This window comes from Mesorhizobium sp. Root102 (assembly GCF_001425625.1).
Taxonomy (GTDB): domain Bacteria; phylum Pseudomonadota; class Alphaproteobacteria; order Rhizobiales; family Rhizobiaceae; genus Mesorhizobium.
In genome coordinates this window covers 33,893-51,328 of the sequence record NZ_LMCP01000005.1, presented here as the reverse complement: position 1 = coordinate 51,328, position 17,436 = coordinate 33,893, and the positions used below count along the sequence as shown (strand labels likewise).

20 protein-coding genes are annotated in these 17,436 nt (G+C 60.1%); 9 read left to right on the top strand and 11 right to left on the bottom strand.

The window, feature by feature from the left end; genetic code table 11:
* The first annotated feature begins 17 nt into the window (after positions 1 to 17).
* The gene (locus tag ASD12_RS06790) at positions 18 to 314 is read left to right on the top strand and encodes a hypothetical protein (RefSeq protein WP_056583198.1); all 297 of its coding nucleotides are present in this window, start codon (positions 18 to 20) and stop codon (positions 312 to 314) included.
* A 112-nt stretch (positions 315 to 426) separates the two neighbouring features.
* On the opposite strand, the gene ASD12_RS06785 is transcribed toward ASD12_RS06790, so the two are convergent.
* From ASD12_RS06785 to ASD12_RS06775, 3 genes are all read right to left on the bottom strand, one after another.
* The gene (locus ASD12_RS06785; protein ID WP_056583196.1) at positions 427 to 1,047 is read right to left on the bottom strand and encodes a Tim44/TimA family putative adaptor protein; all 621 of its coding nucleotides are present in this window, start codon (positions 1,045 to 1,047) and stop codon (positions 427 to 429) included.
* Positions 1,048 to 1,108: 61 nt separating this feature from the next.
* Entirely contained in the window at positions 1,109 to 2,704 is a 1,596-nt protein-coding gene (ctaD, locus tag ASD12_RS06780) for a cytochrome c oxidase subunit I (RefSeq protein WP_056583195.1), read from the bottom strand.
* A gap of 99 nt (positions 2,705 to 2,803) precedes the next feature.
* Positions 2,804 to 3,466, bottom strand: a complete 663-nt coding sequence (locus tag ASD12_RS06775) for a 5-formyltetrahydrofolate cyclo-ligase (RefSeq protein WP_082525290.1) — start codon at positions 3,464 to 3,466, stop codon at positions 2,804 to 2,806.
* Between the two features lie 125 nt (positions 3,467 to 3,591).
* Here ASD12_RS06775 and ASD12_RS06770 point away from each other — a divergent pair, with 125 nt between their 5' ends.
* Positions 3,592 to 4,437: a LysR family transcriptional regulator gene (locus ASD12_RS06770; RefSeq protein ID WP_056583409.1), complete on the top strand. Its 846-nt coding sequence runs from the start codon at positions 3,592 to 3,594 to the stop codon at positions 4,435 to 4,437.
* 286 nt (positions 4,438 to 4,723) lie between these two features.
* Positions 4,724 to 4,951: a DUF488 domain-containing protein gene (locus ASD12_RS35855; RefSeq protein WP_320410791.1), complete on the top strand. Its 228-nt coding sequence runs from the start codon at positions 4,724 to 4,726 to the stop codon at positions 4,949 to 4,951.
* A 106-nt stretch (positions 4,952 to 5,057) separates the two neighbouring features.
* Here ASD12_RS35855 and ASD12_RS06765 read toward each other — a convergent pair whose 3' ends face one another.
* From ASD12_RS06765 to ASD12_RS06750, 3 genes are all read right to left on the bottom strand, one after another.
* Positions 5,058 to 5,618: a nucleoside-diphosphate kinase gene (locus ASD12_RS06765; RefSeq protein WP_056583191.1), complete on the bottom strand. Its 561-nt coding sequence runs from the start codon at positions 5,616 to 5,618 to the stop codon at positions 5,058 to 5,060.
* A 162-nt stretch (positions 5,619 to 5,780) separates the two neighbouring features.
* The gene (rnk, locus tag ASD12_RS06760) at positions 5,781 to 6,245 is read right to left on the bottom strand and encodes a nucleoside diphosphate kinase regulator (protein WP_056583189.1); all 465 of its coding nucleotides are present in this window, start codon (positions 6,243 to 6,245) and stop codon (positions 5,781 to 5,783) included.
* A 627-nt stretch (positions 6,246 to 6,872) separates the two neighbouring features.
* Complete coding sequence (locus tag ASD12_RS06750) at positions 6,873 to 7,256, bottom strand: XRE family transcriptional regulator (protein ID WP_244482760.1); 384 nt, start codon at positions 7,254 to 7,256, stop codon at positions 6,873 to 6,875.
* Positions 7,257 to 7,493: 237 nt separating this feature from the next.
* On the opposite strand from ASD12_RS06750, the gene ASD12_RS06745 reads away from it, so the two are divergent.
* From ASD12_RS06745 to ASD12_RS06725, 5 genes are read left to right on the top strand one after another with little or no spacing between them, the layout of a single operon-like run.
* Complete coding sequence (locus ASD12_RS06745; RefSeq protein WP_156398543.1) at positions 7,494 to 8,012, top strand: hypothetical protein; 519 nt, start codon at positions 7,494 to 7,496, stop codon at positions 8,010 to 8,012.
* A gap of 11 nt (positions 8,013 to 8,023) precedes the next feature.
* Complete coding sequence (locus tag ASD12_RS06740) at positions 8,024 to 8,722, top strand: CBS domain-containing protein (protein ID WP_056583182.1); 699 nt, start codon at positions 8,024 to 8,026, stop codon at positions 8,720 to 8,722.
* An 8-nt stretch (positions 8,723 to 8,730) separates the two neighbouring features.
* Positions 8,731 to 9,147 carry a group III truncated hemoglobin gene (locus ASD12_RS06735; RefSeq protein WP_056583180.1) on the top strand — a complete coding sequence of 139 codons (417 nt, stop codon included), beginning with the start codon at positions 8,731 to 8,733 and terminating at the stop codon, positions 9,145 to 9,147.
* Entirely contained in the window at positions 9,144 to 9,353 is a 210-nt protein-coding gene (locus tag ASD12_RS06730; protein WP_056583179.1) for a DUF3470 domain-containing protein, read from the top strand. The genes ASD12_RS06735 and ASD12_RS06730 overlap by 4 nt, the downstream gene beginning before the upstream one ends.
* A 4-nt stretch (positions 9,354 to 9,357) precedes the next feature.
* Entirely contained in the window at positions 9,358 to 11,373 is a 2,016-nt protein-coding gene (locus ASD12_RS06725) for a hydantoinase/oxoprolinase family protein (RefSeq protein WP_056583177.1), read from the top strand.
* Between the two features lie 195 nt (positions 11,374 to 11,568).
* Here ASD12_RS06725 and ASD12_RS33995 read toward each other — a convergent pair whose 3' ends face one another.
* The 4 genes from ASD12_RS33995 to ASD12_RS06705 form a co-directional block, all read right to left on the bottom strand.
* Positions 11,569 to 11,880: a hypothetical protein gene (locus ASD12_RS33995; protein WP_156389118.1), complete on the bottom strand. Its 312-nt coding sequence runs from the start codon at positions 11,878 to 11,880 to the stop codon at positions 11,569 to 11,571.
* Between the two features lie 546 nt (positions 11,881 to 12,426).
* On the bottom strand, positions 12,427 to 12,819 hold the full coding sequence (locus ASD12_RS06715) for a CBS domain-containing protein (protein ID WP_056583173.1): 393 nt from the start codon (positions 12,817 to 12,819) through the stop codon (positions 12,427 to 12,429).
* 90 nt (positions 12,820 to 12,909) lie between these two features.
* Complete coding sequence (locus tag ASD12_RS06710; RefSeq protein WP_056583171.1) at positions 12,910 to 14,643, bottom strand: molybdopterin-dependent oxidoreductase; 1,734 nt, start codon at positions 14,641 to 14,643, stop codon at positions 12,910 to 12,912.
* 23 nt (positions 14,644 to 14,666) lie between these two features.
* Complete coding sequence (locus ASD12_RS06705) at positions 14,667 to 14,882, bottom strand: DUF2945 domain-containing protein (protein WP_056583169.1); 216 nt, start codon at positions 14,880 to 14,882, stop codon at positions 14,667 to 14,669.
* 208 nt (positions 14,883 to 15,090) lie between these two features.
* Between ASD12_RS06705 and ASD12_RS06700 the strand changes: the two genes are divergently transcribed.
* Positions 15,091 to 15,654 (top strand): DUF488 domain-containing protein, encoded by a 564-nt coding sequence (locus ASD12_RS06700; protein ID WP_056583167.1) that lies wholly within the window; start codon positions 15,091 to 15,093, stop codon positions 15,652 to 15,654.
* A gap of 111 nt (positions 15,655 to 15,765) precedes the next feature.
* Here the strand turns inward: ASD12_RS06700 and pgm are convergent, their stop codons facing one another.
* The gene (pgm, locus tag ASD12_RS06695) at positions 15,766 to 17,427 is read right to left on the bottom strand and encodes a phosphoglucomutase (alpha-D-glucose-1,6-bisphosphate-dependent) (RefSeq protein WP_082525281.1); all 1,662 of its coding nucleotides are present in this window, start codon (positions 17,425 to 17,427) and stop codon (positions 15,766 to 15,768) included.
* Between the last annotated feature and the right edge of the window lie 9 nt (positions 17,428 to 17,436).

The window sequence follows — 17,436 nt, the reverse complement described above, 5'->3', positions numbered from 1 at the left end:
AGAGAGGAGTTTGACTGATGTCCACAATGCAACAGGAACTTGACACTAACAACGGTTTGTACGCGGTTGCACCTACTCAGCATTATTCAAAGATCGTCGAGTTCGCCAAGGAGGTTGCCGGGGAAGCGTCCGATGAGACGCCGACTTCGGTTGAAATCTTCTCGGACAGCGGCCACTGGTATTGCCGGGTCCGTCGCGGCGATGAAAAGACCCGGCCGATGGGTCCCTATACCAAACAACAGGCTGAGCGGATCCAGGAAGCTCGGAGAATGTTGATCGCCGAAAGAGGTACCGCTCGGATCATGTTCGAGTAACCGAGGATTCACGAGCACGCCGGCCGGCGCCCTTCTCACAGCAATGATCGTTCGGGTGGACGGCTCATCAGCCATCGGCTGTCAGGCGGACTTATCGGAACGGCACATGCTGTCATTCGCCGTCCGTGGCGATCAACATCCAATTCAGCTTCGTTGACGGGATTTCACAGGCGAACGTCCACGTATCGATCACCTCGACGATCTGCTCGGGATCGCCGGCGACGATCGCATCGTTGGCCGAGCGGGTAACGCTGACCACGTCGGAAACGAAGCGAACAACAATCTCAGCGGTACCGTCCTCCTCGAGAGTATCGACGACCTTCGCTTCGCTGGTGCCGATGAAAGTGAGATGCAGTGTCTCCTCGTGATCCCGGCGTCCGGCAATGGCTCTCTCGAAGGTATCAAGCACGTCCGGCCTGACAAGACGCTTCAACGTCTGGATGTCACTGTCCACATAGGCCCGCAGGATAGTTTCATAGGCTGTCTTGGCGCCGGCCAGAAACGCGGCGACGTCGAAATCCGGGTCGATCTTTCGAATCCCCTCCGAGGAGGTGTCGGCGGAGGAAGTGTGTTCGGCACCGCTGGTCCGCCTGTCCGTCGGCGCATCGTCCCGCTTGGCCTTGCCTTCTCCCGAGCGCGGCAGAAGTTGATCCCAAATGCCCAGCAACGCCCAATAGAACGCGATGATCGCCACGAGCAGGATCTGGTTGTTTGGATCTGCGGTCTCGTTCATGTCGTTCTCCCGACAAAATGTCGAAGTGACAGCAGGCGCCGATTTGGAGCAGGAGGCGAAGCTAGAGAATGCGCGGCAGCTTCTCCCACTGATGGAAGGGCGGCGGCGATGGCAGTTGCCATTCGAGCGTGGTCGCCCCTTCGCCCCATGGATTGGCGCCAGCCTGGCGTCCGCGGCTGAAAGCTTCCGCCACCGTGATGAAGAAGACGACTAGTCCGGCCGTTGAAATGTAGGACCCGATCGAGGAAATGAAATTCCAGCCGGCAAATGCGTCGGGGTAGTCGGCATAGCGTCGCGGCATGCCGGCCATGCCCAGAAAATGCTGCGGGAAGAAGACGAGGTTGACGCCGATGAACATCAGCCAGAAATGCAGCTTGCCCAGCGTTTCGCTGTACATGAAACCAGTCATCTTCGGGAACCAGTAATAAAAGCCGGCGAAGATGGCGAAGACCGCGCCCAAGGACAGCACATAGTGGAAGTGGGCGATCACAAAATAGGTGTCGTGCAGCGAGCGGTCGATGCCGGGGCTAGCGACCATGATCCCGGTGACGCCGCCAATGGTGAAGAGCAGAACAAAGCCGAGAGCCCATAGCATCGGCGTCTTGAACTCGATCGATCCTCCCCACATGGTCGCCAGCCACGAAAACACCTTCACCCCGGTTGGAACGGCAATGACCATCGAGGCGAAGGCGAAGTAGCGCTGGGTGTCGGCGGACAGGCCAACCGTATACATATGGTGAGCCCAAACCACGAAACCGATCGCGCCGATCGCCACCATCGCATAGGCCATGCCGATATAGCCGAAGATCGGCTTCTTGGCGAAAGTCGAGATGACATGGCTGATGATGCCGAAGCCTGGCAGGATCATGATGTAGACTTCGGGATGGCCGAAGAACCAGAACAGATGCTGGTACAGGATCGGATCGCCGCCGGCTTCGGGCACGAAGAAAGTCGTGCCGAAGTTGCGGTCCGTGAGCAGCATCGTGATCGCGCCGGCAAGCACGGGCAGCGACATGAGAAGCATGAAGGCGGTGACCAGCATCGACCAGGCAAACAGAGGCATCTTGTGCATTGTCATGCCGGGTGCGCGCATGTTGAAAATGGTCGTAATGAAGTTGATCGCACCGAGGATCGATGACGCTCCTGCAAGGTGGATCGAAAGGATGACGAGGTCGACGGCAGGGCCGGGCTGGCCTGAGGTCGACAGTGGCGGATAGAGCGTCCAGCCACCGCCATGGCCGAGCGTGCCGGGTGCTCCTGGAACGAACATCGAGGTGATGAAGAGGATAAACGACATCACCAACAGCCAGAAGGAAATGTTGTTCATGCGCGGAAAAGCCATATCGGGCGCGCCGATCATGATCGGCACCATCCAATTGCCGAAGCCGCCGATCAGCGCCGGCATGAGGACGAAAAAGATCATGACCAGGCCGTGGGCGCTGACGACGACATTGTAGACAGAGGGGTCGGCGAATATCTGCAGCCCCGGTTCCTGAAGCTCCATCCGGATCAGCACCGAGAACGCGGTGCCGAGTACTCCTGCCATGATCGAGAAGATCAGATAAAGCGTCCCGATATCCTTGTGGTTGGTCGAGAGCAGCCACCGGACGAGAAACCGGGGCCTGTGATCATCCAAGGTCGTGGCTGGATTAGACATGGTGTGCTTCCTGCTCTTCACTGCTGGCAGGCAAGACGGCCTCGACGATGGACGGCATCCGCGATCCTCCGTCACGAGGGGATCAGGCCTTGCCTGCACTCATTCATCCGTGACGATCACATCCATCGGAATGTCGTGTGGCTGAGGATAGATGGTCTCGATCCTGCTGCCGGCGTAACCCACGCCCACGACGAGCGGCCTCTTCGGCGCGGCGGCCAGGGTCCGGTCGAAGAAGCCGCCGCCATACCCCAGGCGATAGTTGGCCTGGTCGAAACCGACAACAGGCGCGATGACCACATCTGGCTGGACCGATGGCCCGTGTGACGGGACAAGAATGTTCCAGATGCCGCGTTCAAGCGGGTCTCCCGGCCCCCAGATACGAAACTCCAGCGGCCAGCCCTTCTTGATGACGACCGGCAGCGCGATTCGCCCGCCGCGCTCGATCACCTTTATCGCCCAGTTGCGGAGATCGGGCTCGCCGCGGAATGGCCAGTAGCCGCTGACGATCCGCCCGCTCACCCGGCCGACAGCCAGGTCGAGAGCGGAAGCGATACGTGAAGACCTCGCATTGCGTTCCTCGGCGTCGATCGCGAGACGCTCATCGATCAGGCGCTTGCGTTCCGCCTTGCGCCATCGACAGACGTCGGGCCATGCGTCCTGAACGGCCGGCTCAGTGCCGTACCCGGGGACAAGCTCATGCATGAAGCATGGCGGAGAGGCGTATTCTCTCGTCTCCGGGTAAACATCCTCCTGATCAGACATCGCACGCTCCATATCCGTTGCAGCCGAGACCCGCATACGTGGACGTTGCGCTGCGTAAAACAGGAAGGCAAACGGAATTAAATGCTGTATTAGTGCAAGATTATTGCACTAATATGGACGCTGTGATGGACATCGACCGCGCGCGCACGTTTTTGGAAATCGTCCATTCCGGTAGCTTTCTGAGAGCCGCCGACCGACTCCACGTCACCCAGACAACTGTCAGCGCGCGGATACGCACGCTGGAGGAAGAGCTTGGACGCCAGCTCTTCATCCGCAACCGCAATGGCGCGCAACTGACGCCGGCGGGCCGGGAGTTCGAGCGATTTGCCCAGTCATTCGTGCAAATCTGGGAGCGGGCACGGCACCAGCTCGCCATCCCATCGGGGCGGACAAGCGTCGTTGCCCTGGGCGGAGAGCTCAGCCTGTGGAATCCGCTGCTGCTCGACTGGCTGGTCTGGATGAAGGGGGCCAGGCCGGAAATCGCCATCCAAGCCCAGGTCGGTGTGCCGGACCAGCTCATCGAGCAGCTCAGGACTGGCGTCCTGGACATTGCGGTGCTCTATGCGCCGAAGCTGCTGCCGGGTTTCAGGGTAGAGCTTCTGGTCGAGGAGCAGCTCGTCCTGGTTCGGACCACGGACCGAGACGGGGAACCGGTCGGCCCCAGGGACTATGTCTATGTAGACTGGGGGCCGCTATTTGCGGCCCAGCATGGTGCCAGTTCCTCTGCCTTCGGCGAGCCGGGATTGATGGTCGGCCTTGGTCCGCTCGGGCTGAGCTATATCCTGCGCGCCGGCGGAATGGGTTATTTCCGCAGGGGCGCGGCGGCTCCCCATATAGAGGCGGGGCAGTTGGAGGTGGTAGAAGGCGCGCCGGAATTCACCTATCCGGCCTATGCAGTCTATCCGGAAGCAGGCGAGGCGCGAGCCGACGTGCAGGAGGCGCTACGCGGATTGAAGCAAGTTGTGAAATGATTGTCCCTCCAGGCGCGAAGCCATGGTTCGCGTGACTGGAAGGATGGTTCGACACGGATTGACCGAACATGCCTTGTCTGTTCCACACCATCGGTTACTAGACTCGGTCGATTGCCGAATCCGTCGCCCTGCTGCGGGTTGGAGAGATCGCCCTGACGGTTGACATCAGGATCGTCCGACGATCGGGGCGAACCCGTGGTTCAATAGCGAGGTGCAGCCGGAATGCCTGGCAGCGTTCGGGATAGGATATGAGCACATTGCCGAGCTTGGCGGCCTGTGCGGCTAGGTGCACGACATTCCACCGACGCTCAACGCATTCTGGATCAACCAGAGTTTTCACAACTATGCCGACTACGCGCTGTCGGTGGAGTTTCATTGCCGCCCGGACCGGCTTGTGTCCCTCGGCAGGCAGCGGCGATGCGCCGTCATGTGCGCGGAAACGCTCTGGTGGCGCTGTCACAGAAGGATCGTCGCGGGCTATCTCCTTAGCCGCGCGAGTCCGTTTTTCATCTGATGGGCCATGACAAGGTCGAGCCGGCGAACCTCACCGGCGGTGTGAAAGCAAGACCCGACGGAACGCTTGTCTACCCGCCTTCACAGCCTTCGGGATAGACGAGCCCTCAGGCGGCCGACGGACCCGGGTCGTCGAACCCGGTGTCGAATGTCGCCACAACCTTGTTGTCCGCTTTGTCCTGCAGCTCATCGGAACGATGGACGACGCGCAGAACCGGGCCGCCCAGCCGCGATGGGGCCGACGCTGCATTCCCAGTTAGCTTCAATCTCTCGCGCCTCGCGGCTTCTGGCTGATAGACCACTTCATGCACGGTCAGCGTTTCAAGGCTGCCGTCCGCGGCCGGAATGGTTACGGACTGACCTTCGGCCAGGCCGAGCAGCGCCAGGCCTCGCGGATTGGTGATCGGCAAAAGCATGCCAACCAAACCGCGCATCTCGTCATGTGCGACGATGCGTGTTTCGGCAGGACCGTCGTTTACCCGATAAGCCACGCGGGTGCTGAGTGTCACGACAGTTGCCGGGATGTCTTCCCGAAACATTACAACCGCGCTCGAAATTTTTCGTTGAAGGATCGCCGAGAAGGTATCGCCGCGGGGATGGCGCTCCTGCATCACTTCAAGAATCGTGTAGTCCTTGGTGGTCAGTTGGCAGCTATCGAAAGTGGGCATGGTGCGTCTCCAAGCCGGACCCGTGAAAGGGATCCGGCGTCAAGCATTTGATCGGATGTGGAAAGCTACCCCTGTGCCGGACCTGGATAGGCCGGCGCAGGGGTCAGACTCCCGCGATCAGGCTGCCCGAGTGATTGAGGAGACGGATGGAAACGCCCATGTCTAGGCGTCCGCCGCGATCGCCGAAGACGCCGGTGTGCGCCGATCGACTGCATCGCCTTCGGCAGCGGGTTGGCCCACGGCAAGCACCGACAGTTCGTGCCGGCGCCCATCGCGCGCGGCCCACATGATCGACTGTCCGGCCGAGAGGCCGATCAGGGCCGTGCCTATCGGCGTGAGGACTGAAACCTTGCCTTCGGAGATATCCGCGTCGCCAGGAAAAACCAGCGTGACTGTTTTGGCATTGCCAGTATCGGGCTTGAACGTCACCGTCGAACCCATCTGGACGGTGCCGGCGGAGACCCAACCATCGGCGACGATACGTGCCCGCTCGAGTTCGGCGAGCAGTTCATCGGAGGCCTCCGGATTGCGCGCGGCCACGGTGCTCGCAACTGCCGACAGACGCGTATGGTCCGACTGTGAAATGCGGATGTTCGGCTTGCGCCGGGTTTTCGTGTTATCTTGCATTTGAATACTCGTGCTTCTGCTCGGACCAGCCGCCCGCCAAGGGTGCCGGAATCGAGCCAATTCGTGAAAATCTTGATGGAACGCCGATGCTCCGGAGGCTTGAGGCCCTGCGGAACCATCCCATGTGGGTAAACGCACCGCCCTCGGCTCGGGGCGCGCATGGCAGCCGAGCCGGGGGCTACATTCCCGCTATGGGGCAAACCCGGAAAAGAAAATCGCGACGAATTTTGACGGCGGCGTTCATACAACCATAGTTGGTGACGCAATCCGGGAAGTCAAGTCAGCCACTTCGATGCAGCTTGGCGGGTATCAATCCTAAACTAGTCAGAGCGAGTGCGAAGCAACGTTCTTATCACCAGCTCTCGTCCGACCCTGTTTATCCCGGTCCCGCCCGGTCTTTCTTCAGCCAATCCGAGAAAGACAAGACGTTCGGCCAAGGCTTTCGATAGAGATGGGTAGGGTCCTCGGTTCATTCGCTTGAGTGCCGTCTGCTCCTCCTTGGTGAGATCGCCCCAGATAACCGTCATGAGGGCCACCTCCCTTGCGTGCACATCAAGCCGATGCCGATCCTGGATTGTCCAGCGACGGGCTGCGACCATGAATTCATTGAGCCCGAAGGCCTTGGGCCTATGGAACGGCATCTATACCGACAATGCCGCCTTCATTCTCCAGAATGCCGATCCGCTTGACGTCCGAGCGGTTGAGTTTCAGGCGAACGCCGATACCGCCGCCGTTCTCTGCGATGAAAACGGCGCCGGCGCTTTCAAGCGCGGTTTGCAGCGTGTCGCAGATCTCACGGTCAGGAAGGCTGATCCGGCGCTCGAATTCTTCGACGACCAACGCATCCACGCCTGAATTGCCGGCGAGCTTATCACGGGTCCATTCGACCAGCGCGCGAGCGGCACGGCATTGAGCCCCAGTGATCATCATAAAATCTCCTGCTACCGTTTTCGGGGCCGAAATCACCGCTTGCTGAAAGCCAGGACACTCCGGGTACGCAGCCTCATCCAATCAAAAATGCACATCGAATCCGAAAAGGGAAGGGCTGCGCCACTCACCGCAATCGAAATCCTGATGCAAAATAATTGGGCCGAAGCGGCAATAAATTTCGTTTGTCTTGCATGTAAGGATCAGTGAAGCTCGCGCGTAGCGAAATTGACCGATTGGGTGCCAGCCAGCAGGTTTCAACGCTAGGGGAACTCTTGGCGATATCGCGCGAAGGGCACCTTGAGGTCGGCGATGATGATAATGGACAGGCTTGAACACGATTTCGGCAGAATACTTTCCGGCCCGGACATACGGCGTCATGTGGTCGGTCGAAGGGTATCTGCCAATCGCCTTGACGCAGACGGCATCCCAATCGCACCTGCGGATGACAGCCCTCTCACAACGCGGCTGCGCGAGGAACTGCTCCTGCAAGCACAGACCCGGCTGCCGATCACCTATGCAAGACTGGCCGAGAGCATGGTTGGTTCGGAAGCAACAGGCGTGATCCGTGGTGCACTCGAACAACTGATGGACGACGATGCGGACGAAGGCCTGCCATTACTTGCGGCTGTTGCCGTGAAGTCGCTCGATCCCGGTTTGCCCGCTCCCTGGTTCTTCCGGAAAGCCAAGGACATCGGGCTTTTCGTTGGCGATCCGGTCGATCTGGAAGCCTATGCTTTCCATGCAAGGGAGTTCTATCGCGCGATCCATCTCCATGCTGGCAACGGGCAAGGCTCTGGAGCGACCTTGCCGCCGGTACTGCCGCCTGCAAGCAGGTGAAGGAGAACGAAATGCTGATCGCCAAGGACGTCATGACGTCACCGGTCATCGCGGTGGGGCCGGACAGTACGGTGGACGAGGTCGCCGATGTTCTCCTGTCGCACGGGATCAGCGCCGTGCCAGTGATCGATCGAGGTGCGCTGCTGGGCATCGTCAGTGAAGGCGACCTGATCCGCCGGGTCGAGATCGGTACGGCGCTGCGGGGTTGTTCCTGGTGGCTTCGGTTTTTCACCAACAACGCGGCTCAGGCGCAAGGCTATCTCAAGTCTCATTCCGAGCATGTGATCGATGTCATGACACAGCAGGTTGCGACGGTGGTCGAGAGTACGCCAGTCGTCGAGATCGCAACCCTGCTTGAACACAATCGGATCAAGCGTGTCCCCGTGCTTCGCGACGGACAGGTGGTGGGGATCGTCAGCCGCGCGAGCCTGGTGCGGGCCCTTGTCGTCGCCAGGAAAGGTTGGCGCGCTCCGGTCTCGTATGACGACAGCACTATCAGGTTGGAGATTATTGACGCCCTGCGATCCGAATCATGGCCCTCGACGGGAAGTTCGGACGTGACTGTTACCAACGGCGTGGTCACCTTCTGGGGAGCCTACCTGTCGGAGCAGGAGCGGAAAGCCTCACTCATCCTTGCTGAAAACACCGCTGGCGTACGGGGTATCGATGATCACCGCATTCCGCTCGATATGACCTACGGCGTGGTCTGAAGGGCCGGATGAGCGCTGGACCAGCCCCTGATACAGACAGTCCAATTCCCGACGAGCAGATTAGACAACTCGTCGATTCCTTCTGCGGCAAGATCCGAGCCGACGCCGATCTCGGGCCGATTTTCGAGCGCCTCGTTTCCGGCGATCGGGAAACGCATCTGGCGAAGATGTCCGATTTCTGGTCCTCTGTCATGCTGACCACTAGGTACGACAGGAAAAGTCTCGTCGCGGTCCGCAAGCACATGTGTGAGTTTGAGATCGGTCTGCTCGACCGGTGCCTCGTCTTGTTTGGCGACAGTTGCGACGAATTTATGGACAGCGAGACTGCTGGGCTCTGTTGGCTGAAGGCCGCTCACGTCGCCGAAAGTCTGAAGCTGTTCTTGTTCGATCGCCCTGACCGTCCATGGCTGAGAAACGCCGCATGACGTTCGTGGTCACCGACAATTGCATCAGGTGCAAAATTCCCACCGCGCCAGATCTCCACGATTGGCTCGCGCTGAACGCCGAGTACGCGTCTGTATGGCCTAATATTGCGATCAAGCGTGATCAACCCGCCGACGCCAACGCGTTCGACGGCGAAGCGAACAAGCTCGCGAGATATTTCTCGCCGAGACCCAGGTTGGGCGACTGATAAAATGAACACATATACGCATCAGCCGTCGCCTCTGTATCTGGGCATCGACACCGGCGGCACCTACACCGATGCCGTGCTGTGGTCGGAATCCACAGGCATCGTGGCCAAGGCCAAATCGCTGACCACGCGGCACGATCTTGCCGAGGGCATCGCCGGCGCCGTCGACGCTGTTTTGTCCGAGACTGCCATCGAACCCAGCGCGATCAAACTCGTCTCGATGTCGACAACGCTCGCAACCAACGCCCTCGTCGAAGGGCAGGGCGGACGGGTCGCCCTCGTGATGATCGGCTTCGCTGAAGCCGATCTTGCCCGGAACGGATTGTCAAAAGCCCTCGGCTCCGATCCCGTGATCTTCTGCCCAGGCGGACATGACGTCCATGGCGATCCGCGTGAGCTGGTTCTGGACGCTCTCGTGGCTATGCTGCCGTCCCTCGCCGACACGGTTTCAGGCGTTGCCGTGGCCTCTTATTTTGCCGTTCGCAATCCCGAACATGAGATCGCGGTACGTGACGTCATCCGAGAGCGTACCGGGCTTCCGGTGACCTGTTCGCACGAACTGTCGTCGAAACTCGGAGGCCCGCGTCGAGCGCTTACGACGCTTCTCAATGCGCGACTGATCTCGATGATCGATCGTCTTGTCGACGCCACCGAGGGCTTTCTGGCAAGACGCGGGATCGTCGCTCCGCTCATGGTCGTGCGCGGCGACGGCGCGCTTGTCACCGCAGAATTCGCCCGCGCCCGGCCGATCGAGACCATCCTGTCAGGACCGGCGGCAAGCCTGGTGGGAGCGCGATACATGACCGGCCTCGATGACGCCGTGGTGTCCGACATCGGCGGCACCACCACCGACATCGCCGTTCTGGACGGCGGCCGCCTGCGGCTCGATCCGGAAGGCGCCACCGTCGGCGAAATGCGAACCATGGTGGAAGCAGTCGCCATGCGCACCTTTGGTCTCGGTGGAGATTCGGAAGTCTCGCTTCATGAGCGGTCGCTGACTTCGACGATCGTCCTCGGGCCCCGTCGGTTCGTGCCGCTGGCGCTCGCCGCGGTGAAGCACGACGATGCCATATACAAGGGCCTCAGGCGGCAATTGCTCAGCCCCAACACGAGTCGGCTGGATGGCCGTTTCGCGTTGCGAATAGGTGTACCCGAGCGTCTGGCTGCAGGCCTGACGGTTACCGAGGCAAGGCTCTATGCTGACATTTCGGCAATTCCCGCCGCGCTCGATCGGCTGCTGGTATCGACGTCACAGGTCGCGACACTCAATCGCCTGGTCGCGCGCGGTCTGGTGCATATCGTGGGCTTCACGCCATCCGACGCGGCTCATGTGCTAGGCCGGCAAGCGAACTGGGATCCTGTCGCGGCTCGACTGGGCGCCGAACTGTTCGCACGCAAGCGCGACGGCCAGGGGCATCGTGTAGCCGAAGGCGCGGAAGCTTTTTCCGAGATGGTTCTCACCGCGGTGACCCGGCGTTCGGCCGAAGCCATTCTTGAAACAGTCTTTGCCGAAGACGGACTGGATGGCGGTGTCTCCGTTGCCAATCCGCTGGTTCAGCGGGCGGTTGGCCGACGTGGCGGCATGGCGCGGCTGACGATCGCACTCGACCGGCCGGTGATCGGCCTTGGGGCGTCAGCATCTCTCCACTATGCCGGTCTACCGCGGTTGATCGGTAATGACTGCATCATCGCCGAACACGCTGACGTCGCAAATGCGCTGGGCGCCGTCGTAGGACAGGTGCGGATGTCTGCGGAAGCGCGCGTCAGCCAGCCAGAGATCGGGCTTTTTCGTCTCAATTCAGGCCAGCGGCTGGACGACTATGACACCGAAGACGAAGCGATGGCTGCCGGCGAAGCCCACATTCGCGCCTTGGCGGCAGGTCTTGCCGAGCGCGCCGGGACCGATCAGGCGCGGATCGAGATCGCACGGGACATCAGGATTGCAACAATTGAAGGGGAACGCAGCTTCATCGAAGCCATCATTGTCGCGACTGCCACCGGACGGCCGAGGATCGCGTGATGACGCAGCTAGGTCCAATCTCGGCTATGACAACTCGTCGGCTGACACGGGAACCTCGGATTGGAAACCGGGAACTGTTGGGCCGATCGAACTCCAAAACGACAAAAAACTGGAATCGGCCGACCGTACTTTCTGACCATGGAATATCTCGTTCTTGGAAAGAAAGAAGTGTCGTTCGGATGAATGTTAGAACCTCTATTCAAATTGCTGTTTACTGCAAACTTCTTGCAGTCGGCCAGCAATATCATTCGTTTGTCTGGGCCAAAAGCGCAATGCAATGGTCGGGCCCGCCACCACAATTTGCGTCGTGCGTACCCCTTTGAACGGCCAAGCCGACGGCGGCAGGACCATGCTTAAGGAAGCGACAAGATGACGGCATTGGAATTTCCGGGCCCAGGCTTCACCGTATAACAATGGGAACGCCTTGCAGCTCTGGCGACCTAGCTGAAGCCCGGCCAGGCGCTGTGGATCAGCGGCTATCTCGCCCGCATCGATCACGGCGCGCACGCGCTTTTCGGAGACATCGCTTCTCCATCAGCATCCACCCGGTGTCGGTCGCGCCGCTGGCGATTGCCTCGTGATCGCTGACGATCCTGTTCGGCGGCGAGACCGGCAACAGTTCCGACCTCGCCAAGACTATCATCGATAATCTTGTCCTGTCCGGACGCGGGTCGAGCAAGGAAACCCGACACATCGACTGTCGCTGACTGGCTCGGGACTCGCATTCGAACCTGGCGACGCACTCGGCGTCAGGGCGCGCAAATATCCGGCTTTGGTCGAAATGGTGTTGGACACACTGTCCCTCGGCGGTTTTCGGCAAGCGAATCTTCCTCGGCCGAGGTCTCCTGCCCGCGGTTCACGAGGCAGCGGATCGGCTCGTTTCGAGACGTCGACGCATAACTACAATCCCGAGCATCCGCACGGACCACAGACTGAAGGAGGCATTGGCGCACCTCCAACTGCGGACACGGGCGCCGCCGGTATCAGATCATGACGATCACCCGGCTTTGACGCCGCCGAAGGAAAAGCCCAGCAACAGCGTAAAAGATGCGATCATGACAAAGGTGCAGGCAAACACACTGCTCCTTCCAGGCAGAGAAGGATGCCGATTGGCTTTTGTCCCGCGTCGAGAACCGGAATGCGCTGAAGCCCCCGTTCATTCATCACCGTCCACACATCAAGAAGCCCCTCATTCTCTCGGCAATAGGTAACATCGCGCGTCATGATGCTGTCTATGCTGGCCGTACAACCGAATCCGAGACACTGACTGATCTGACCAACAATGTCGGTCTTTGTAACGACGCCGACCATGTTCCCTCGCTCACACACCACAACGAGGTCGGTGTGCGGCTTGGACATCATTTTGGCCGCTTCTTTAATCTGAGCCTTTGCTTCGATTACCGCGAGCCGCTCGAACGCGCGTGGCAACATCTTCTCGACCAACATCGTTCCTATTCCTGTGAAATCGCTTTGGCGTCAAAATCCGTGGGCGCTCAGGATCGTCCGTAGGGCAACAGCGCCCGTTATTATCGCCGATCAAATCGGCATGCGATAGCCGTAGAACTCATGATCCTCATTGTAACCGCCCTGTCCCGCGCCAAGGTCGGCGAAATCGCGAACAAACTCGATCGCTGCGACCCATTTGACCATCTTGAAACCCAACTCGTTTTCGCATCTGAGCCGCAAGGGCGCACCGTGCAGCACGCTGACGGGCGCTCCGTTCATCTCATAGGCCAGGATGGTCAGCGAGTGACACATGTTCTCGATCTTATGGACGTCATAGTAGCGCCCTCCGTCGGCGCCGTCAGCCAATGAGTAGAACACCGCGTAGCGTGCGTCGGGCGTCGGCTTCACCAGACTCAGTATATCTCGCATGGGTACACCGCCCCATTCGGCCACGCCGGACCAGCCCTGGATGCAGAAGTGCGTTGTGATCTGTGCCTGCTTCGACATTGCCTTGAGGTCGGATAGGGAGAATTCCCGCGGCGCGGCGACAAGACCGCTGACGCGAAGCCTGTAGCTGGTGAAGTTCTCAGCAACGAGGTCGTCGAATTCCTTGGAATTCGGCATCGTCCCGTTCGGCCAGAAGTAGGGGGAAATGTCCTTCTTTGTGAGTTGCGAACGCGGGTCCCAACCTTCGGCCAATCCCATGATCCAGCCAATCATGAACGCTCCGACGCGCTGTACCAGCCGGGCGTACCGGATGGTGAAGGGCGACACCACAAGCCAGGTGCTGAGCAGGATGCCCATCGCAAGGAGAAACAGCGGGAATCCTGACCAAGAGGCGTTGTCGACGCCGGCGAACATGTGGTTGGTGTTCTGCCTGATGCCGGTGACGAAAACCATGGCGCCATGCGCCAGGATGAAAGCCACGAACCAGGCGAATGAGATGAAGTGAACGGAGCGCATCGCCTGCCGATTGAACACCCTGCCGAACCACCCGAGCGCATTGGAGATTGCCGGACTTTGCATCAGCCCGGTGGCAATCGAGAGGGGCGCCGCGATGAATACGGTGATGAAATAGCTGAGCTGCTGCAGGCCGTTGTAGCGGGTCCAGCCTTCGTCGACCGGAAAGTTCAGCGAGGCATACTGGATCGCTGTCGACATCGCGGCCGGAAACACCTCCCAGGTCAGCGGCACCAACCTGCGCCATTGGTCGGTGGAGAACAGCAGGGCATAAAAGGCGATGCCGTTGATCAGCCACAGCAGGTTGATTGAAAAATGCCACCAGCGCGACAGCCCAAGGGTATGACGCAGGCCGGGAATACCGAGCCAGGTCGGCAGTGTGACGGAGTCGTCCTTGGCCGTCCAAATCCGGTCCTTCGGCACCGGAACCTGGAACCGGAACCAGTCGGTTCCCGGCGTGCAATCCCGCCCCCAATAAAGCCGGGGATGGTCGGCCAGGATCTGTAGGCCGGCCCGCATGATGAATAGCATGAAGAACATGTTCAGGAAGTGCTGCAGTTGCAGCCACCATGGGAAGCCCGCGTCCACCGCAGCCGCGGACTGAGGGATGCCGGGGTTCTGTCGGATGAACACTTCCACCATCGGCAGTTCACGCAGACTTTGAGCCAGCGCGATCAGGCAAAGCAGCGCCGCGGCGGCGATTGGAAGGCTCCATAAGGTGTTGATCCAGCGACGCCCGATCCTGATCCTGGGCGCTATCCCTTTCTGCGGCGGCATCCAGCGATTGAGGAAGATGCGGTCGTCGGCGTCGCTCAGACTGGCGCGGAGCGGCTCGGTCGTAGGCGGCTGCAGAGAGTTTGGCATCAGCCAGTCGCTTTCTGATGGCGTCAGCCGCGAAGTTTGCTGAGCGCCGAGGCCTTGTGGAATGCGACATGGTCGGTCTTGTCGCTTTTGATTTCGTACTGCGGTGTCTCGGCGCTGGCGTGGTGAATGTGGCCCTCGACCTCGAAATTGCGCCTATGCACGCGAACGATCGTTCCGCTGACCCGCCCGGCCTCGGAATTCCAAGTCACGTTTTCGCCAACCTTGAATTTGTCGGTCATGGTGTTTCTCCTTGTCCCTGGCGATCGTCTGAACGTCCCGCTGGAGGTTTTCGTCGGCCGTCAGGCACTTAATTGCACCGACTACCGCAACAACCCTCGCTATCGATGTCGGTTCCGTAGAAACTAGCGGACGTAGCAGAAACGACACTTTTGATTTCGAAACCATTCGCTTGTCATAGGCAGACGCAAGCGCCTTGATGCTGGAGCCATGACCAACACTTTTTTCACGATAGGCCACTCCACGAGGACGATAGACGAATTTGCTGACCTTCTTCAGCAAGAAGGCATCAGACTCGTTGTTGATGTGAGAGCGATGCCGAGATCGCGCACCAATCCCCAGTTCAACGGGCTGGGCTTGCCGGCAACATTGGCGCCGTGGCAGATCGGTTATGAGCATATAGCCGAGCTAGGCGGCCTTCGGGGAAAGACGCGCGGCGCGGAGCCTTCCCCCAACACATATTGGCGGGTCCGTAGCTTCCGCAACTATGCTGACTACGCTTTGACAGTGCCCTTCCAGCTTGGCTTTGCCCGCCTCCGGGAGCTAGGCGCCCAGCAGGTGTGCGCGATTATGTGTGCCGAAACAGTCTGGTGGCGATGCCACCGGCGGATCATCGCAGACTATCTCCTCGCAGCAGGCGAGCGTGTGATGCATATTCTCGGACCGTCGCATGTCGACGAGGCGCATTTGACACCTGGCGCCGTCGTTCGCGACGATGGAACGGTCCTATACCCGCCGAATTCGTCGCCGAACGTTGACGACGGCCACTCTTAGGCGCAGCGGAGGAGGACTGCTACGATGCCGCCCCCTTCATCGGGCTTTGCCGGGGCTGCTGCCAAATGAGGCGTGCCACAAGCCGCAGGGCCAGCGCAGCCGCCCGCCAATTCAGGTATCTCCGGCTGCACCAAGCGCATGATCGACGATCGTCTGGGCCTCGGAGAGGATGGCGCGCAGATGGTCCTGTCCGCGAAAACTCTCTCCGTAGATTTTGTAGATCTTCTCGGTGCCTGACGGGCGCGCGGCGAACCAGCCGTTTTCCGTGGCCACCTTGACGCCGCCGATTTCGGCATTGTTGCCCGGTGCCCGGCTGAACACCGACCGGATCGGTTCTCCAGCCAAGGTCTTCGACGTGATCTCATGCGGTGAAAGCTTCGACAGTTTCTCTTTTTGCGCTGGGGTTGCTGTTGCCTGGAGCCGGTCGGCGACGGGTTCGCCCAACTTCTTGGTCAAGTCGCGATAGACCTCGCCGGGATCGCGACCCATCCTTGCCGTGATCTCGGCCGACAGCAACGCCGGAACGATGCCATCCTTGTCGGTCGTCCAGACGGCGCCGTTGCGGCGCATGAACGTCGCACCAGCGCTTTCCTCGCCGCAAAAACCCAGCGAGCCGTCCTGAAGGCCCTCGGCGAACCATTTGAAACCGACCGGCACTTCATACAGTCTGCGCTTCAGCCTGGCGCTGACGCGATCTATCATCTGGCTGCTCACCACCGTCTTTCCCACGGCGGCGTCCTTGCGCCATTCAGCGCGATGCTGGAACAGGTAGTCAATCGCCACCGACAAGTAATGATTGGGCGGCAGCAACCCGGCGCTTCGCGTGACGATGCCGTGCCGGTCGTGATCGGTGTCGCATGCGAAAGCGATGTCGTATTGGTCCTTCAGCCTGATAAGGCCTTGCATCGCGTAGGATGAAGACGGGTCCATGCGGATCTGGCCATCCCAATCGACCGTCATGAAACGAAAGGTGGGATCGACCTGCCGATTGACGATGGTCAAGTCGAGCTTGTAGCGGTCGGCGATGGCTGGCCAGTAGTGGACACCCGCGCCGCCGAGCGGGTCGACGCCCATGCGGACATGCGCTTCGCGAATGGCATCCATGTCGATGACATTGCCGAGATCGTTCACGTAACTATTCAAGAAGTCGTGGGCATGGGTTGTCGGCGCGTGGAGGGCTTTCTCGAACGGCATCCGCCGCACATCTCTCAGGCCGCTGCCAAGCAACTCATTGGCCCGTTTTTCGATCCAGCCGGTAACATCGGTATCCGCCGGCCCGCCATTAGGCGGATTGTACTTGAAGCCGCCGTCGCCGGGTGGGTTGTGCGACGGCGTGACGACGATGCCATCGGCTAGTCCAGTCTTGCGGCCATTGTTGTAGTTGAGGATTGCATGCGAGACGGCCGGGGTGGGCGTATACTCGCCACCGGCCGCCATCATCACCTCCGCTCCGTTCGCGGCAAGCACCTCAAGGGCGCTCGCAAAGGCTGGTTCCGATAGCGCATGGGTGTCGATGCCGACGAATATGGGGCCGTCGATGCCCAGTCGCTTGCGGTAGAGGCAAATGGCCTGGCTGATTGCCAGCACATGCGCCTCGTTGAACGTGTTCTCAAACGCCGTGCCGCGATGCCCGGACGTGCCGAACGCAACCCGCTGCAAGGGGTTGGCAGGGTCCGGTACCTGGCAGTAATAGGCGGTGACGAGTTTGGCGACATTGACCAGCAGGTCGGGCGGGGCCGGCTTTCCGGCCAATGCACTGATTTTCATGGTCATGCTGGTCGC

Coding starts and splice junctions, on each gene's coding strand:
- ASD12_RS06790 (WP_056583198.1), top strand. CDS start 18: ATGTCCACAATGCAACAGGAACTTGACACTAACAACGGTTTGTACGCG.
- ASD12_RS06785 (WP_056583196.1), bottom strand. CDS start 1,047: ATGAACGAGACCGCAGATCCAAACAACCAGATCCTGCTCGTGGCGATC.
- ctaD (WP_056583195.1), bottom strand. CDS start 2,704: ATGTCTAATCCAGCCACGACCTTGGATGATCACAGGCCCCGGTTTCTC.
- ASD12_RS06775 (WP_082525290.1), bottom strand. CDS start 3,466: ATGTCTGATCAGGAGGATGTTTACCCGGAGACGAGAGAATACGCCTCT.
- ASD12_RS06770 (WP_056583409.1), top strand. CDS start 3,592: ATGGACATCGACCGCGCGCGCACGTTTTTGGAAATCGTCCATTCCGGT.
- ASD12_RS06765 (WP_056583191.1), bottom strand. CDS start 5,618: ATGCCCACTTTCGATAGCTGCCAACTGACCACCAAGGACTACACGATT.
- rnk (WP_056583189.1), bottom strand. CDS start 6,245: ATGCAAGATAACACGAAAACCCGGCGCAAGCCGAACATCCGCATTTCA.
- ASD12_RS06745 (WP_156398543.1), top strand. CDS start 7,494: ATGGACAGGCTTGAACACGATTTCGGCAGAATACTTTCCGGCCCGGAC.
- ASD12_RS06740 (WP_056583182.1), top strand. CDS start 8,024: ATGCTGATCGCCAAGGACGTCATGACGTCACCGGTCATCGCGGTGGGG.
- ASD12_RS06735 (WP_056583180.1), top strand. CDS start 8,731: ATGAGCGCTGGACCAGCCCCTGATACAGACAGTCCAATTCCCGACGAG.
- ASD12_RS06730 (WP_056583179.1), top strand. CDS start 9,144: ATGACGTTCGTGGTCACCGACAATTGCATCAGGTGCAAAATTCCCACC.
- ASD12_RS06725 (WP_056583177.1), top strand. CDS start 9,358: ATGAACACATATACGCATCAGCCGTCGCCTCTGTATCTGGGCATCGAC.
- ASD12_RS06715 (WP_056583173.1), bottom strand. CDS start 12,819: ATGTTGGTCGAGAAGATGTTGCCACGCGCGTTCGAGCGGCTCGCGGTA.
- ASD12_RS06710 (WP_056583171.1), bottom strand. CDS start 14,643: ATGCCAAACTCTCTGCAGCCGCCTACGACCGAGCCGCTCCGCGCCAGT.
- ASD12_RS06705 (WP_056583169.1), bottom strand. CDS start 14,882: ATGACCGACAAATTCAAGGTTGGCGAAAACGTGACTTGGAATTCCGAG.
- ASD12_RS06700 (WP_056583167.1), top strand. CDS start 15,091: ATGACCAACACTTTTTTCACGATAGGCCACTCCACGAGGACGATAGAC.
- pgm (WP_082525281.1), bottom strand. CDS start 17,427: ATGACCATGAAAATCAGTGCATTGGCCGGAAAGCCGGCCCCGCCCGAC.